Origin of the sequence: Bradyrhizobium sp. (genome assembly GCF_049586575.1) — a bacterium.
Lineage (GTDB): Bacteria > Pseudomonadota > Alphaproteobacteria > Rhizobiales > Xanthobacteraceae > Bradyrhizobium.
This window is the reverse complement of sequence record NZ_JBAVCF010000138.1, coordinates 1-15,653: the sequence shown is the minus strand read 5'-3', so window position 1 is coordinate 15,653 and position 15,653 is coordinate 1. Positions and strand designations below refer to the sequence as shown.

Here is a 15,653-nt window from a genome sequence, read left to right as displayed (position 1 = left end):
TCCCAGCAGGATTCGAACCTGCAACCCACGGAGTAGAAATCCGTTACTCTATCCAGTTGAGCTATGGGACCGTTGGGCGGCTATTATACCACCGAAAGTAAAAAATCAGCATTCCGGCCAGGCAAACCCGAACCGATTTCAGGAGGCCCGCGACAAAGGGGTAGCGGTCCGATTCCGACATTTGCATCCCGGTTCGGCAGGCCGTCTTGCATGTTGGAATCAAAGGACCACTACCAAATATAAGTTTCTAGTGGAGTTTTGGATTTGACATTCGGTTTACGAATTCGCGGCTGGCGCGGTAGCGAATGTCAAGTCCACTCCACAAGTTGGCCGAATGACGCTTCGGCCGGCCCTGCCTTGCTGCCCCCGGACGGCCGCAGGGTTAAGATATCTAAGGCCTTCCACAAATGTCGCATATGACTTTTTCGTACCCTGCCTTGTCCGCCACGAGTCCGTCACCTTTTAGCGCACTTCTTTTGATCTGCGGCGTGCTCGCCGCACCGGGAGTTCCATCATGATTGGTTTGGTTCGGGCGGCACTTCTTGGCGCCACGCTATCGCTTGGCCTGATTTCAGCCGGTCTCCCCTCGGCCAGGGCAGCCGACAAGCCGTTCAAGCGCGACGATCTCGCCGATTCGGCGATCAAGCTCGAGGCTCAGATCAAGAGCGAGGCCGGCGCAGTGAACAAGTCGAGCGCGGCGCTGAAAGGCGACGCGGACGCCGCCTTCAGGCGCAACGATTTCCGGACCGGGCTGCAAATCCTCGGGCAAATCGCCGCCACCAGTCCCGACGACAGCGGCAACTGGCTGCGGCTGGCTCGCACCATCTTCCAGATCCGGCCCGCTAATTCCAGCGAACAAACCTTCCTGTTCGAGCGCGCCTCGACCGCGGCCTATATCGCCTACCAGCGTGCCGCCAATGCCAGTGACGAAGCAGATGCGCTCGCCGTGCTCGGCCGGGCGATGTCGGAGCGCAAGCTGTGGCGGCCGGCACTGGATAGCTTGCGGCTTTCACTCGATCTGCGCGAGGTCGCCGAGGTGCGCGGCCAATATGAGAAGATGCGTGACGAGCACGGCTTCCAGCTACTCGACTACACGATCGATTCCGATTCAGCCTCGCCGCGAGCCTGTTTCCAGTTTTCCGAGGAGCTTGCCAAGCGCACTGATTTTGCGCCGTTCATCGCGTTGGCCGGCAATGACAAGCCGGCCCTGACCTCCGAAGGCAGGCAGCTCTGTGTCGATGGCCTGAAACACGGCGAGCGCTACAACATCAATCTGCGCGCCGGTCTGCCATCGTCGGTCAGGGAAGGCCTGCCCAAATCGGCTGAATTCAACGTCTATGTCCGCGACCGCAAGCCATTCGTCCGCTTCACCGGCCGCGCCTATGTGCTGCCGCGTACCGGGCAGCGCGGGATTCCGCTGGTCAGCGTCAATACGCCGTCGGTATCGATCAACGTATTTCGGATCGGCGATCGCAATCTGATCAACACCGTGATCGACGGTGATTTTCAGCGAACCCTGAGCCGGTACGAGCTTTCCAGTCTCGGCGATGAGCGCGGCGTCAAGGTCTGGTCCGGCGAACTCGCAACGGCGATGACGCTCAATCAGGACGTCACCACGGCTTTTCCGGTCGACGAGGCGCTCGGTGCCATGCTGCCTGGAATTTACGTCATGACTGCAGCCGCCAAGGGCCCGGGCAGCGGTAGCGGCGACGATGGAGGGCTGGCGACGCAGTGGTTCATCGTCTCCGACCTCGGTCTGACGGCGTTTTCCGGCAACGACGGCATCCACGTATTTGTGAATTCGCTGGCGTCCACCGACGCCGTCGCCAAGGCCGAGGTTCGCCTCGTAGCGCGTAACAACGAGATTCTCGCTACCCGCAAGACCGACGATACGGGTCATGCAGTGTTTGAAGCGGGTCTGGCGCGCGGCGAGGGCGGTCTTTCGCCGGCCATGCTGACGGTGACGACCGACAAGGCCGACTATGCCTTCCTCAGCCTGAAATCCAGTGCATTCGATCTGTCGGATCGCGGCGTTTCCGGCAGGACCGTTCCAGCCGGTGCGGACGCCTTCGTGTATGCCGAGCGCGGTGTCTACCGCTCCAATGAAACGGTCTATCTCGCGGCGCTTCTGCGCGACGGGCTGGGTAATGCCATTTCGGGCGGTCCCTTGACGCTGGTGATTGAGCGGCCCGATGGCGTCGAATTTCGCCGTGCTGCGCTGCCCGATCAGGGCGCGGGCGGCCGGACGCTGGCGGTAGCGCTCAATTCGGCGGTCCCGACCGGAACCTGGCGGGTGCGCGCCTTCACCGATCCGAAAGGAAATTCCGTCGGTGAAACGACCTTTATGGTCGAAGACTATATCCCCGAGCGCATCGACTTCGAACTCACCAGCAAAGCCAAGCAGATCAAGGCCGATGCGGCCGTGGAAGTTAAGGTGGACGGCCACTTTCTCTATGGTGCGCCTGCCTCTGGACTCCAGCTCGAAGGCGACGTGCTGGTAGCGCCCGCCGAAGAACGCATCGGTTTTGCCGGCTATCAATTCGGCGTTGCGGATGAGGAAAACACCAGCAACGAGCGAACTCCGATCGAGAACTTGCCGGAATCCGACGCCAATGGCGTTGCGAGCTTCCCGGTCAGCCTCGCAAAGCCGCCGACATCGACGCGTCCGCAGGAAGCGCAGATTTTCATCCGCATGGCGGAAGCAGGTGGCCGCGCGGTGGAGCGCAAGATCGTGCTGCCGGTGACGCCAACCGCCGCCATGATCGGCGTCAGGCCGCTGTTCGGCGACAAGAACGTTGCCGAGGGTGACAAGGCTGCGTTTGACGTCGTGTTCGTCTCGCCCGAAGGCAAACCGCTGGCGCAAGACGGCCTGCGTTACGAGCTCTTGAAGATCGAATCCCGCTATCAATGGTATCGCCAGAATTCCTCGTGGGAGTTCGAGCCGGTCAAATCGACCGCAAGGGTCGCAGATGGCGATCTAGTAGTCGCGGCCGATCGCCCGGCGCGCATCACGCTATCGCCGCAGCCGGGACGCTATCGCCTCGACGTCAAATCGACCGACGCCGACGGTCCGCTGACCTCGGTCCAGTTTGACGTCGGCTGGTACTCCGATGGCAGCGCCGACACACCGGATCTGTTGGAAACCTCGATCGACAAGCCGGAGTATCAATCCGGCGACACCATGGTGGTTTCGGTCAACGCGCGTTCGGCCGGCAAACTGACGATCAACGTTCTTGGCGACCGCCTGCTGACGACCCAAACGACAGACATCAAGGAAGGCACCGCTCAGGTCAGGATTCCCGTCGGCAAGGACTGGGGAAGCGGCGCCTATGTGGTCGCGACCTTGCGCCGTCCGCTCGATGCGGCTGCGCTGCGTATGCCGGGCCGCGCCATCGGGCTGAAATGGTTTGGCATCGACAAGAAGGCGCGCACCCTTCAAGTCAATCTCTCGCCGCCGGCGCTGGTGCGTCCGAATTCCACGCTGAAGCTGCCGGTGAAATTGACGGGTCTCAATCCCGGCGAAGATGCCAAGGTTGTCGTCGCCGCTGTCGATGTCGGTATCCTCAATCTCACCAACTACAAGCCGCCGGCGCCCGACGACTACTATCTTGGCCAGCGCCGTCTGACCGCGGAGATCCGCGACCTCTACGGGCAATTGATCGACGGCATGCAGGGCACCCGCGGCCAGCTCAGGACGGGCGGCGACAGCGCCGGCGCGGAACTGCAAGGCAGTCCGCCGACGCAGAAGCCGCTCGCGCTCTATTCCGGAATTGTGACGGTTGCTGCCGACGGTACCGCCGAAATCAGCTTCGACATTCCCGAATTCGCCGGCACGGCACGCGTGATGGCGGTGGCGTGGACGGCGACAAAACTCGGCCGGGCCACAGTCGACGTCACCGTGCGCGATCCGGTCGTGCTTACGGCGACGCTGCCGCGTTTCCTGCTCAATGGCGATCGCGGCACGATGAGTCTCGATCTCGACAATGTCGAGGGTACGCCCGGTGACTACACCGTTAACGTGAAGGCTTCGGGAACGGTGAAGGTGAACGGCAATCCGGCCACCACCGTGAAACTGGCTGCCAAACAGCGGACGTCGATGTCGGTGGCGCTCGATGCCGGCGGTGCAGGCACGGCCAGTCTCGATGTCGATATCAAGGGGCCTAGCGGACTGACGCTGGCGCGGCACTATGCGCTGGATGTGAAGCCCGCGACGCAGGTTCTCGCGCGCCGCTCGATCCGAACATTGGCGAAGGGCGAGAGCCTGACACTGACAGCGGATATGTTCTCCGATCTGGTCGACGGCACCGGTACGGTCTCGATTTCCGCGAGTCTCTCCACTGCGCTTGACGCAGCAACCATCCTGAAAGCGCTCGATCGTTATCCCCACGGCTGTTCAGAACAGATCACCAGCCGTGCGATGCCGCTGCTCTACGTCAACGATCTCGCTGCGGGAGCACATCTGGCAATGGATACGGCTATCGACCAGCGCATCCGCGATGCGATCGATCGTCTCCTGGCACGTCAGGGCTCGAACGGTTCGTTCGGTCTGTGGTCGGCCGGTGGCGACGACGCCTGGCTCGATGCCTACGTCACGGACTTTCTGACGCGTGCGCGTGAGAAGGGATTTACGGTGCCGGACGTGCTGTTCCGCAGCGCGCTCGACCGCATCCGCAATTCCGTCGTGAACGCCGAGGAGCCTGAAAAGGACGGCGGGCGAAATCTCGCTTATGGCCTCTATGTGCTCGCCCGTAACGGCACGGCGCCGATCGGGGACTTGCGTTATCTCGCCGATACCAAGCTGAACAATCTGGCGACACCGATTGCGAAAGCGCAACTTGCCGCGGCGCTGGCCCTTGTCGGCGACCGGGCGAGGGCAGAGCGGGTCTATGCCGCGGCCGCCGACAGCCTGGCGCCGAAGCCCACGCTTGAATTCGGCCGGGTCGACTACGGCAGCGCGTTGCGCGATGCTGCGGCGCTGGTCTCGCTTGCAGGCGAAGGCAATGCGCCGCGAGCAACACTGATGCAGGCCGTGTCACGGGTGGAAGCGGCCCGCGGGTTGACGCCTTACACCTCAACCCAGGAAAACGCCTGGCTGGTGCTGGCATCGCGGGCGCTTGCCAACGAGACCATGGCACTCGATGTCGACGGGGCGCCGATCAAGACCGCGCTCTATCGCAGCTACAAGGCGGCGGAGATGGTCGGCAGGCCGATCAAGATCACCAATACCGGTGATGCGCCGATACAGACGGTCGTCTCGGTCGGCGGTTCGCCAGTCACGCCGGAACCGGCCGCTTCGAACGGCTTCAAGATCGAGCGCAACTACTTCACACTCGACGGCAAACCGGCCGATGTCTCGAAGGTAAAGCAGAACGATCGGTTTGCGGTGGTGCTCAAGATCACCGAAGCCAAGCCGGAGTTCGGCCACATCATGGTGTCGGATTATCTCCCGGCCGGTTTCGAGATCGACAACCCGCATCTGGTTTCGTCTGGCGATACCGGCACGCTCGCCTGGATCGAAGATGGCGAGGAACCGGAAGACACCGAGTTCCGTGACGATCGTTTCACGGCGGCCATCGATAGGGCTGCCAACGACAACTCGATCTTTACGGTGGCCTACGTGGTCCGGGCCGTTTCACCTGGCAAATATGTGCTGCCACAGGCCTATGTCGAGGATATGTATAATCCCTCGCGTTATGGGCGCACGGGCACAGGTTCGGTCGAGGTCCGTTCTGCCAAATGAGTGCAAATGCAGAAGAAGCAGTCGTGATCAGGTCTGTTCGTAGCCGCAGGCGAACGGGTTGGACGGTGCTCGCGCTCGCTGGCCTTGTCTTGGCAGCGATGTTTGCCGGTTGGGTTGCCTCGCTCGGACCGCTACCGTTGGCGCAGGCGCGCGAAGTCTCCACGACGATCGTCGACCGTCACGGGAAACTGTTGCGTGCCTATGCGATGGCCGACGGTCGCTGGCGATTACCCGTCGATGCGGCCACGGATGTCGACCCCACCTATCTGAAGCTGCTATTCGCCTACGAAGACCGTCGCTTTCACTCGCATGGTGGTGTTGATATTCTGGCGCTTGGTCGCGCGGTGTTTCAATTTGTCACCCGCGGTCATATCGTGTCCGGCGGTTCGACCATCACCATGCAACTCGCCCGGTTGATGGAGCCGCGGCGGCAACGCTCCGTCCATGCCAAGCTCAGGCAGATCGTTCGTGCGGTCGAGATCGAACGCCAGATGAGCAAGGAGCAGATTCTCGATCTGTATCTGGCGATGGCGCCCTACGGCGGCAATCTGGAAGGTATTCGCGCCGCCTCAATCGCCTATTTCGGCAAGGAGCCGAAACGGTTGTCGCTTTCGGAAGCAGCCTTGCTGGTCGCCATGCCGCAGTCGCCGGAAAACCGCAGGCTTGACCGTCATCCGAATGCCGCGCGCGCCGCGCGGGATCGTGTGCTCGATCGCATGGTTGAAGAAGGCGTTGTCTCCGATGCGGACGCGGCGGTTGCGAAGGCCGTTCCGGTGCCACGCATGCGCAAGCCGATGCCGATACTCGCTCCGCATTCGGCCGACAACGCGATGCTGTCGGTGAAGGATAAGTCGGTCATTACGCTGACGCTCGACGCAGGCTTGCAGCAGGCGCTGGAAAGTCTTGCGCGCGACCGCGCCGTCGCGCTGGGCCCGAACATCTCCGTTGCCATTCTTGCGGTCGACAATGCGAGCGGCGACGTGCTCGCAAGGGTCGGCGCGCCCGACTATTTCGACGAGCGCCGCGCCGGCCAGGTCGACATGACCCGCGCGGTGCGCTCGCCGGGATCGACGCTGAAGCCGTTCATCTACGGCCTGGCCTTTGAGGACGGCTTCGTTCATCCGGAAAGCCTGATCGACGACCGGCCGATGCGCTTCGGCTCCTACGCGCCGGAAAATTTCGACATGACCTTCCAGGGCACGGTCCCGGTGCGCAAGGCGCTGCAAATGTCGCTCAACGTGCCAGCGGTGGCATTGCTCGATCGCGTCGGCGCCAGCCGCCTTTCCTCGCGGCTGAAGCAGGCCGGTGCCAATCTGGAGTTGCCGAAAGATGAGGCGCCCGGATTGGCGATGGGCCTGGGTGGCGTCGGGATCACGTTGCAGGATCTTGTGCAGCTTTATTCAGGACTGGCGCGGCTCGGCAACACACGGCCGTTGCGGGAAATCCAAGACCAGTTCCAAAGCCAGCGGGGCGAAGCGCGGGAACCGGAACGATTGCTGGACCAGGTTGCCGCCTGGCAGGTCGGCAATGTTTTGTTGGGAACGCCGCCGCCGGAGAACGGGGTACGCAACCGGATCGCCTTCAAGACCGGCACCAGTTACGGCTACCGCGATGCCTGGTCGATTGGCTTCGACGGGCGGATTACGATCGGTGTCTGGGTCGGTCGCCCCGATGGCGCTCCCGCGCCGGGTATTGTCGGCCGTACTGCGGCTGCGCCGATCCTGTTTGACGCCTTTGCCCGCACGGGCAAATTACCTGCGGCGTTGCCGAAACCGCCCAAGGGAACGTTGGTAGCTAGCAATGCCAAGCTGCCACTGCCGCTGCGGCGCTATCGTCCGCTGGGCGATCTGGTTCGAACCGATGGCGAGCGGGCGCCGCATATTCAATTCCCGTTGAACGGCTCGCGGATCGATACCTCCGGCGCCGACGGGGTTTCAGTTTCGTCGATGCCCGTAAAAGTGGCAGGTGGCGTGCTTCCGATCACCATGCTCGTCAATGGGATGTCGGTTGGGGAACTCGATGGCCGCCGCCAGCGACTGATCGATTCACCGGGGCCAGGCTTTGTCAGATTGACGGTCGTCGACGCCAAGGGCGCGGCCGACACAGTCGTTGTCAGAATTCAGTAGCAACTTCGCTAAGCGGTTGTCGCGACGTCGTTTTCAGCGTATGCGGAACCGATGAGCGAGACTTATCCCCACCCTCGATTTGGACAGCCGCGCGCGCCTCAAAAAAAGGTCGATCGGGGCAGCCGGCTCGTCGATCTCCTTGATTTCGCAACCGCGAGTCACGTCCGCGCGGTCGCGCTTCTGGTGCTGTGCGGATTTTTGCTATTCCTGCCGGGCTTCTTCAGTATCCCGCCGATTGATCGGGACGAAGCACGGTTCGCGCAGGCGACCAAACAGATGGTCGAGAGCGGCGATTTCGTCGATATCCGTTTCCAGGACGACGTGCGGTACAAAAAGCCGGTTGGCATCTACTGGATGCAGGCGGCGGCGGTCGAAACCGCGTCCGCGCTTGGTCTGCCACGTGCTCAGGTTCGCATCTGGATTTACCGCGTGCCGTCGTTGATCGGCGCACTCGGCGCCGTGCTTCTGACCTACTGGACGGCGCTCGCCTTTGTCACCCGGCGCGGCGCGATTCTGGCGGCACTCATTATGGCTAGTTCAGTGCTGCTCAATGTCGAAGCCCGGCTTGCCAAGACGGACGCGATGCTGCTGCTCACGGTCGTGGCCGCGATGGGGGCGTTGGCGCGAATCTACCTCGCTTGGCAACGCGGCGATGACTCGCCGCATCAGCCATGGACATGGCCGGCGATTTTCTGGACGGCCCTGGCCGGTGGTATCCTCATCAAGGGGCCGTTGATCCTGATGTTCGTCGCGTTGACGATCTTGACTTTGGCCTTTCTCGATCGCTCGGCGGCGTGGCTTTGGCGGCTTCGGCCGGTATGGGGCCTGATCTGGCTCCTGGTTCTCGTTTTGCCGTGGTTCATCGCGATTTTCTGGCGAGCAGGCGATGCCTTCTTTGCCGATTCAATCGGTGGCGACATGCTGAGCAAGCTGGCGGCGCAGGAATCGCACGGCATGCCACCCGGCCTCTATCTGCTGCTGTTCTGGCTGACCTTCTGGCCGGGCGCACCATTGGCGGCGATGGCGGCTCCGGCGGTCTGGCGGGCAAGGCGGGAGCCGGGAGCGCAGTTTCTGCTGGCCTGGCTGATCCCTTCCTGGATCGTGTTCGAGATCGTTCTGACGAAGCTGCCGCACTACGTCTTGCCGCTCTATCCGGCGATTGCGATCCTCACCGTCGGCGCGCTCGAACGGCGCGTCTTGTCGCGCTCATGGTTGACGCGAGGGGCAGGGTGGTGGTTTGCCATTCCCGCGCTCGCTTCACTTGCCGCCGTTGTCGCGGCAGTGGGCCTGACGCGCCAGCCTGTGTTCATGGCATGGCCCTTTGTGGCCGCAGCACTCATCTTCGGGCTGTTTGCGTGGTGGCTCTACGACGACAATCGCGCCGAACGCTCGTTGTTGAATGCGGTGGTCGCAGCCCTGTTTCTGGCGTTCGCCATCTATGGCGTTGTGTTGCCGGCGCTGACGCCTTTGTTCCCCAGCGCAGAGGTGGCCCGAGCGCTCCGCAACGTCGTCTGCGTCGGACCGAAAGCCGCCGCAGCCGGCTTTCATGAGCCAAGTCTGGTCTTTATGACCGGCACCTCAACGCTGTTGACCGATGGATCAGGCGCTGCCGATTTTCTCGCCCAAGGCAGTTGCCGATTTGCCCTGATCGAGCAGCGTGCCGAAAGGAGCTTTGCCCAGCGCGCCGAGGCGATTGGCCTTCGCTACAACGTGGCGTCGCGCGTCGAGGGCTACAACATTTCGCAGGGGCGGGCGATTTCGATCGCCATCTTCCGTTCCGAAGGCACGGAGTAAGATGTCCATTCAGTCCCGCGCCGATGAATCTACGAGTTATCTTCCGCGTCTTTTCATGGTCGTCTCGACATCGGCAACGCAACTGGTGCGTCCGCCGTCGCAGGTATATCGCACCGAGGCCGCGCGACGGCTGACACGCAACACGCTGATCACAGTCGTTCTCGCAGTGCTATTGGTTGTCACGCTGATGGTCTGGTTTGACGCGTGGGAAATCGGGCTGATGCCGCCTCGCGATACAGCAAGCCTTTGGCCGCTTCGCATTTTGACCGGTTTCGGCAAGGACAGTTACGTTCTGTTTCTGGCAGCCGCCTTGCTGCTTGCGGTCGGGCTGGTTGCGCCTGCCGTGCATGAACCTGCACGGCGGCGGCTGCTGGCGATCGGATTGCGTCTACAGTTCGTGTTGTTGGCGGTATCGGTGCCGCTCGTTGCAGGCGAGGTGTTGAAGTGGATCGCCGGACGGGGCCGCCCATTCGTTGGCGGAGCGGCCAATGCCTTCAACTTCGCTCCCTTTGCGGGAACGGAAGCTCACGCCAGCTTCCCGTCCTCGCATGCGATCACGGCGTTTGCGCTGGCGTTCGCCGTAGCCGCGGTCTGGCCGCGGCTGCGGGGCCTGATGTTCGCCTATGCGCTTATGATCGCGTTTACCCGTCTTGTGCTTCTGGCGCATCATCCGAGCGATGTCTTGGCAGGCGCTGCGGTCGGGCTTATCGGGGCCATGTGTGTCCGATATTGGTTCGCCGTCCGTGGCTTGGGATTCTCGATCGGCAGCGGTGGGATCATTTCGTCAGTCGCCGGAGGAGCTCTCAAAGGGGTTGCCGCCGGGCCACCAGCCCCATAAGAAGCGAGCCGCCGGCCGGCCGCCGGTCAATGCTAGCGGGTGAGATTTGCCTTCTTCTGACACAATCGCGGTTTCCATCGTCGTTCCCGTGCGCAACGAGGCGGACAATATTGCACCATTGATTGCCGAGATAACCGCGGCGCTCGATACCCGTTGGAATTACGAGATCATCTACGTCAATGACGGCTCGACGGACGCGACCGCAGAACGGCTCAAGAGCGCGATGAAGGAGCGCAAGAACTTGCGTCAGTTGCGCCATGCGGTGTCCACGGGCCAATCCGCAGCGGTACGCAGCGGCGTTCGCGCGGCGCGCGGCGCGATTGTGGCGACGTTGGATGGCGATGGTCAGAATAATCCGATTTTCTTGCCGGCGCTGATTTCGGCGATCGAAGAGGGTGGCGAACGCTCAGGCCTGGCCGCCGGCCAAAGAGTGGGACGCAAGGACACAGGATTCAAAAAAATCCAATCGCGCATCGCCAACACCGTTCGTAATGCCATCCTTCGCGACGGTACCCGTGACACCGGATGTGGACTGAAGGCATTCCGGCGCGATGTGTTTCTGGCGCTGCCTTATTTCGATGGGTTGCATCGCTTTCTGCCGGCGCTGGTTCGCCGCGAGGGATATGGCATCGTCTATGTCGATGTGATCGACCGCCCGAGGCATTCAGGCGTGTCAAACTATGGCTTTTTCGACCGGCTATGGATCGGAATCATGGATCTCGCGGGGGTATGGTGGCTAATCCGCCGCAAGAAGCCGACGCCTGATGTGACCGAGGTGACCTTATGACGGAGCTCTTCAATAACCTCGTCAGCTACCTGAACGATGTCTTCATCATCAAGTTCGATGGCTGGGTGATGTTAGGTTTTGTAGCGCAAGGTTTTTTCACCATGCGCTTCGTGGTGCAGTGGATCGCATCGGAGCGCGCCCGCCGGAGCGTGATTCCGGTGGCGTTCTGGTTTTTCTCGATCGGTGGCGGCGCGCTGTTGCTGGTCTACGCGCTCTATCGCCGCGATCCGGTTTTCATCGCAGGTCAGGCGCTCGGTCTTGTGGTCTATCTCCGCAATCTCTACTTCATCGCCCTCCACAAGGACCAAATGACGACGGGTAGCTAAGCTAACCGCCGCAAGGCACCTCGTTGGATAGCAAAGCCATCTGACGGATATCAGGCCGCCCGCAGGGCTTCAAATCCGCGGACAAGATCGGCTTTGAGGTCTTCGACATTCTCAAGCCCGATATGCAGCCGCAGCGTCGGTCCGCCCGGCGCCCACTCCGTCGCCGTCCGATATCCGGTACAGTCGAACGGAATAATGAGGCTTTCAAAACCGCCCCACGAATAACCCATGCCGAACAGCTTGAGAGAGTTGAGCAGGGCATCGACTGAAGCCTTCGGTACCGGCTTTAGAACGACGCCGAACAGCCCGGATGCCCCGGTGAAATCCCGCTTCCAGATCGCGTGGCCGGGATCGCTTTCAAGCGCTGGATGAAGCACCCGCAAGACCTCAGGCCGCAGCGCCAGCCATTTCGCCATTTCCAGCCCCGAGCGGTGGTGCTGCGCAAGCCGCACCGCGAGCGTCCGTAGTCCGCGGATCGCGAGAAAGACGTCATCGGGGCCGGCGCAGACTCCAAGCAGCCGGATCGCGTCGGAAATGGCCGGCCATGTCCTGGCATTGGCCGAAATGGTTCCGAACATGATGTCGGAGTGGCCGCCAATATATTTGGTGGCGGCCTGAATGCTGATGTCGACACCCTGCTCCAGCGAGCGATGAAATAACGGGGTCGCCCAGGTATTGTCGTCGATCACGATCGCGCCACGGGCATGCGCGGCAGACGCGACTGCGGGAACATCGGGCATTTCGAAGGATTGCGAACCAGGCGCTTCGATGAGCACCGCTCGTGTGTTGGGCCTGAACAAGCCGGCAATGCCCGCACCGATCAGTGGATCGAAATAGGTCACTTCGACGCCATAGCGTGAAAGCAGGCCGTTGCAGAAATTGCGCGAGGGGCGATAGACGTTGTCGCAAACCAGAAGGTGGTCACCCGACTTCAACACGGCGAGCAAGGTCGTTGTGATCGCAGCAAGCCCCGAAGGCGCAATGCCGACGCCTGCGCATTGTGGCCCTTCGAGCGCCGCCAGTGCCTGCTGGAGCGCTCTGGTCGTTGGAGTGCCGTGGCGGCCATACTGGAATTCGCCGCGATGCGCATGGAGGTCATCTGCCGTCGGATAGAGCACGGTGGAACCGTGAACGACGGGTGGATTGACGAATCCTTTCTGCGCCTTGGTGTCACGCCCCGCGGTCACGAGCGCGGTTTCGGTTTTCATCGGCATTTTGCCTTCGTCGTCGCCAGAGCTCATGTTCTTGCTGGTCTCCTTATCGGCGGGTCCGGTCTCCGGGCATTTTGCAAGAGAATTTTGAAGCTCGGGTCGCCAGTTTGCCGGTTAATAGCAGGGCAGGGAAGACGTGCGTCAACCCCTTGACCCGGCCCGCCAGTCGTTCTGTGATGCGGCCCACCAATTCGTCGCAGTGTTGAGGGGCCTGCCGCGACCGCCGCTTCATTTTCGGGCCGGGATAAGGGCGAACTTGCCCGTCCGGACCGATATTTTGCGGCGGATCATCGGCTGTCCCGCTTTATGCCTGCGTCGTCATCGTTCCCGGACGACCTTCGAAAGGCCTCGCCATGAAACGCGTATCTCTTGTCCTTGCCCTTGCTTTCGCCACCGGGTTTTCCGCACAGTCTGCGACCGCGCAAACGCTCAAGACGGTCAAGGACCGCGGTATGCTGACCTGCGGCGTGAGCCAGGGATTGCCAGGCTTTTCGTCGCCTGACGACAAGGGCAACTGGACCGGAATTGACGTGGATATTTGCCGCGCGGTCGCGGCGGCTATCTTCAACGACCCGACCAAGGTCAAATTTGTGCCGCTGTCGGCCAAGGACCGCTTCACCGCATTGCAATCCGGGGAAATCGACGTGCTGTCGCGCAACACGACCTGGACGCTTTCGCGCGACACCACCCTTGGCGCAAATTTTACCGGGGTAACCTACTACGACGGCCAGGGCTTCATGGTGCGAAAGTCCCTGAAGGTGAATTCGGCTCTCGAACTGAATAGCGCATCGGTCTGCGTCCAGACCGGTACCACCACGGAACAGAACCTCGCCGACTACTTCAAAGGCAACAACATGAAGTATGAGGTGGTTGCGTTTGCCGGGGGAGATGAGACCGTCAAGGCTTACGAATCCGGACGCTGCGACGCGTTCACGACCGATGCGTCGGGTCTTTATGCCTACCGTCTGAAGATGACCAACCCGGACGATCACGTCGTGCTTCCCGAGATCATTTCCAAGGAGCCGCTCGGCCCGATGGTTCGTCATGGCGACGATCAATGGTTCGACCTCGTCAAATGGGTGCTATTCGCCATGGTCGATTCCGAAGAACTCGGCATTACCCAACGAAACGTTGACGAGATGGCGAAATCCGACAAACCCGAACTAAAACGGGTGCTCGGGACCGATGGCAATTTCGGCGAACAACTCGGTGTCACCAAGGATTGGGTGATCCGGATCATCAAGGCCGTCGGCAATTACGGCGAGACCTACGATCGGAATGTTGGCGCCGGTTCGCCGCTCAAGATCTCTCGTGGATTAAATCAGCTCTGGAACAAGGGTGGAATTCAATACGCGCCGCCGATCCGCTGATCGCGCCGGAGCCTCCGCAGAATGAGTATCGAGCCACGAGCCCCGCCGCGGCAATTTGTTGCCAGATTGCGGCGTACGCTCGGCGGCAAGGCGGGATGGGGCGGATTTGTCGTTCAGCTCCTGTTTGTGATTGCGCTGGCCTGGATTGGCTACGAAGTCGTCGCCAACGTCCGGAGTAATCTGCAGTCGCAACGAATTGCGGCCGGCTTTGGATTTTTGACCAACAACGCGGGCTTTGACGTCAATCAAAGCCTCATTCCCTACTCCGGATCAGATTCGTACGCACGCGTGTTTTTTGTTGGCCTGCTCAACACGCTGCTGGTCGCGGTTATTGGCATCTTCTTTGCGACCATCATTGGGTTCCTCATTGCGCTGGGCCGCTTGTCGCCGAACTGGTTGCTGTCGCGCATCTGCGGCGGTTATGTCGAATTGCTGCGAAATCTGCCGCTCCTGTTCCAGATATTATTCTGGTATCTCGCTGTGCTCGGAGCGCTGCCAGCGCCGCGACAAGGCATTTCGCTGTTCGGGATTGCCTTTCTCTCCAATCGGGGGCTCGTGGTTCCGACGCCCATTCCGCAGCCGGGGTTGGAGCCTGTGGCGATCTCGCTTCTGATCGCGGTGATGGCGTCGCTGCTAATGCGGTCCCAGGCACGCCGGCAGCTGTTTCAAACGGGCCGGGTGATAACGATCTGGCCCTATGTTGCGGGCCTTTTCGTTGGCCTACCTTTGCTTGCGGGGCTGGTGTTTGGCGCCCCCTTCGCCTTCGAATTGCCGCAACTCAAAGGGTTCAATTTTGCCGGCGGCTCGCGAGTCATTCCGGAGTTCGTGGCGCTGACGCTGGCGCTATCGACGTATACTGGCGCCTTTATCGCCGAGAACGTGCGATCCGGAATCCTCGCGGTTCACAAGGGACAGATGGAAGCCGGCTCTTCGCTTGGTCTGACGCGGAGTGCGACGCTGCGGCTGATCGTGGTGCCGCAAGCGATGCGTGTCATTCTGCCGCCGCTGACCAACCAATACCTCAACCTTACCAAGAACTCTTCGCTCGCTGTGGCGATCGGATATCCCGATCTGGTCTCGGTGTTTGCAGGCACGGCGCTCAATCAGACCGGACAGGCGATTGAAATCATCGCCATCACGATGGGTGTTTATCTGCTGATCTCGCTGGTAACCAGCGCGCTCATGAGCTTTTACAATTCGCGGATCGGCCGGAGCATAGGCTAATGGACGATCTTGCGACATCGCCATTCGTTCGGCAGGAACTGATTCCGGAGCGGGCCGCGCCGGTCAAGGTGACGGGCTTCGTCGGTTTCCTGCGCACGCGCCTTTTCAATTCGCCGACCAATATCCTGTTGACGATCGCAAGCGCGCTGCTGCTGTGGTTTACGATCGTCCCGGCCATCAAGTTTCTCCTGATTGACGCGGTCTGGAGCGGGAAGGACCGTACCGCCTGCCTCGCGC

General features: G+C 61.4%; 9 protein-coding genes and 1 pseudogene. 9 read left to right on the top strand and 1 reads right to left on the bottom strand.

The window, feature by feature from the left end; genetic code table 11:
* Positions 1-514: 514 nt before the first annotated feature.
* The 6 genes from WB528_RS05075 (at position 515) to WB528_RS05050 (ending at position 11,611) form a co-directional block, all read left to right on the top strand.
* Positions 515-5,740, top strand: coding sequence for an alpha-2-macroglobulin family protein (locus WB528_RS05075; protein ID WP_423887334.1), 5,226 nt, complete (start codon positions 515-517; stop codon positions 5,738-5,740).
* Positions 5,741-5,838: 98 nt separating this feature from the next.
* A complete protein-coding gene (gene pbpC, locus WB528_RS05070) occupies positions 5,839-7,866 on the top strand; it encodes a penicillin-binding protein 1C (RefSeq protein WP_423887335.1) in 2,028 nt (675 codons plus the stop codon).
* A gap of 51 nt (positions 7,867-7,917) precedes the next feature.
* Entirely contained in the window at positions 7,918-9,660 is a 1,743-nt protein-coding gene (locus WB528_RS05065; protein WP_423887333.1) for an ArnT family glycosyltransferase, read from the top strand.
* Between the two features lies 1 nt (position 9,661).
* Complete coding sequence (locus WB528_RS05060; protein ID WP_423887332.1) at positions 9,662-10,498, top strand: phosphatase PAP2 family protein; 837 nt, start codon at positions 9,662-9,664, stop codon at positions 10,496-10,498.
* Positions 10,499-10,544: 46 nt separating this feature from the next.
* Positions 10,545-11,285, top strand: coding sequence for a glycosyltransferase family 2 protein (locus WB528_RS05055; protein ID WP_423887331.1), 741 nt, complete (start codon positions 10,545-10,547; stop codon positions 11,283-11,285).
* On the top strand, positions 11,282-11,611 hold the full coding sequence (locus WB528_RS05050; RefSeq protein ID WP_423887330.1) for a lipid-A-disaccharide synthase N-terminal domain-containing protein: 330 nt from the start codon (positions 11,282-11,284) through the stop codon (positions 11,609-11,611). Before WB528_RS05055 ends, WB528_RS05050 begins: the two co-directional genes overlap by 4 nt.
* Positions 11,612-11,661: 50 nt before the next feature.
* Here WB528_RS05050 and metC read toward each other — a convergent pair whose 3' ends face one another.
* Positions 11,662-12,852 carry a cystathionine beta-lyase gene (gene metC, locus WB528_RS05045; RefSeq protein WP_423887329.1) on the bottom strand — a complete coding sequence of 397 codons (1,191 nt, stop codon included), beginning with the start codon at positions 12,850-12,852 and terminating at the stop codon, positions 11,662-11,664.
* 323 nt (positions 12,853-13,175) lie between these two features.
* Between metC and WB528_RS05040 the strand changes: the two genes are divergently transcribed.
* From WB528_RS05040 to WB528_RS05030, 3 genes and pseudogenes are all read left to right on the top strand, one after another.
* Positions 13,176-14,192, top strand: coding sequence for an amino acid ABC transporter substrate-binding protein (locus WB528_RS05040; RefSeq protein WP_423887328.1), 1,017 nt, complete (start codon positions 13,176-13,178; stop codon positions 14,190-14,192).
* Positions 14,193-14,213: 21 nt separating this feature from the next.
* Positions 14,214-15,416, top strand: coding sequence for an amino acid ABC transporter permease (locus tag WB528_RS05035; RefSeq protein WP_423887327.1), 1,203 nt, complete (start codon positions 14,214-14,216; stop codon positions 15,414-15,416).
* Positions 15,416-15,653: pseudogene (locus WB528_RS05030) on the top strand (amino acid ABC transporter permease); the annotation flags it as partial. The gene WB528_RS05035 and the pseudogene WB528_RS05030, both read left to right, overlap by 1 nt.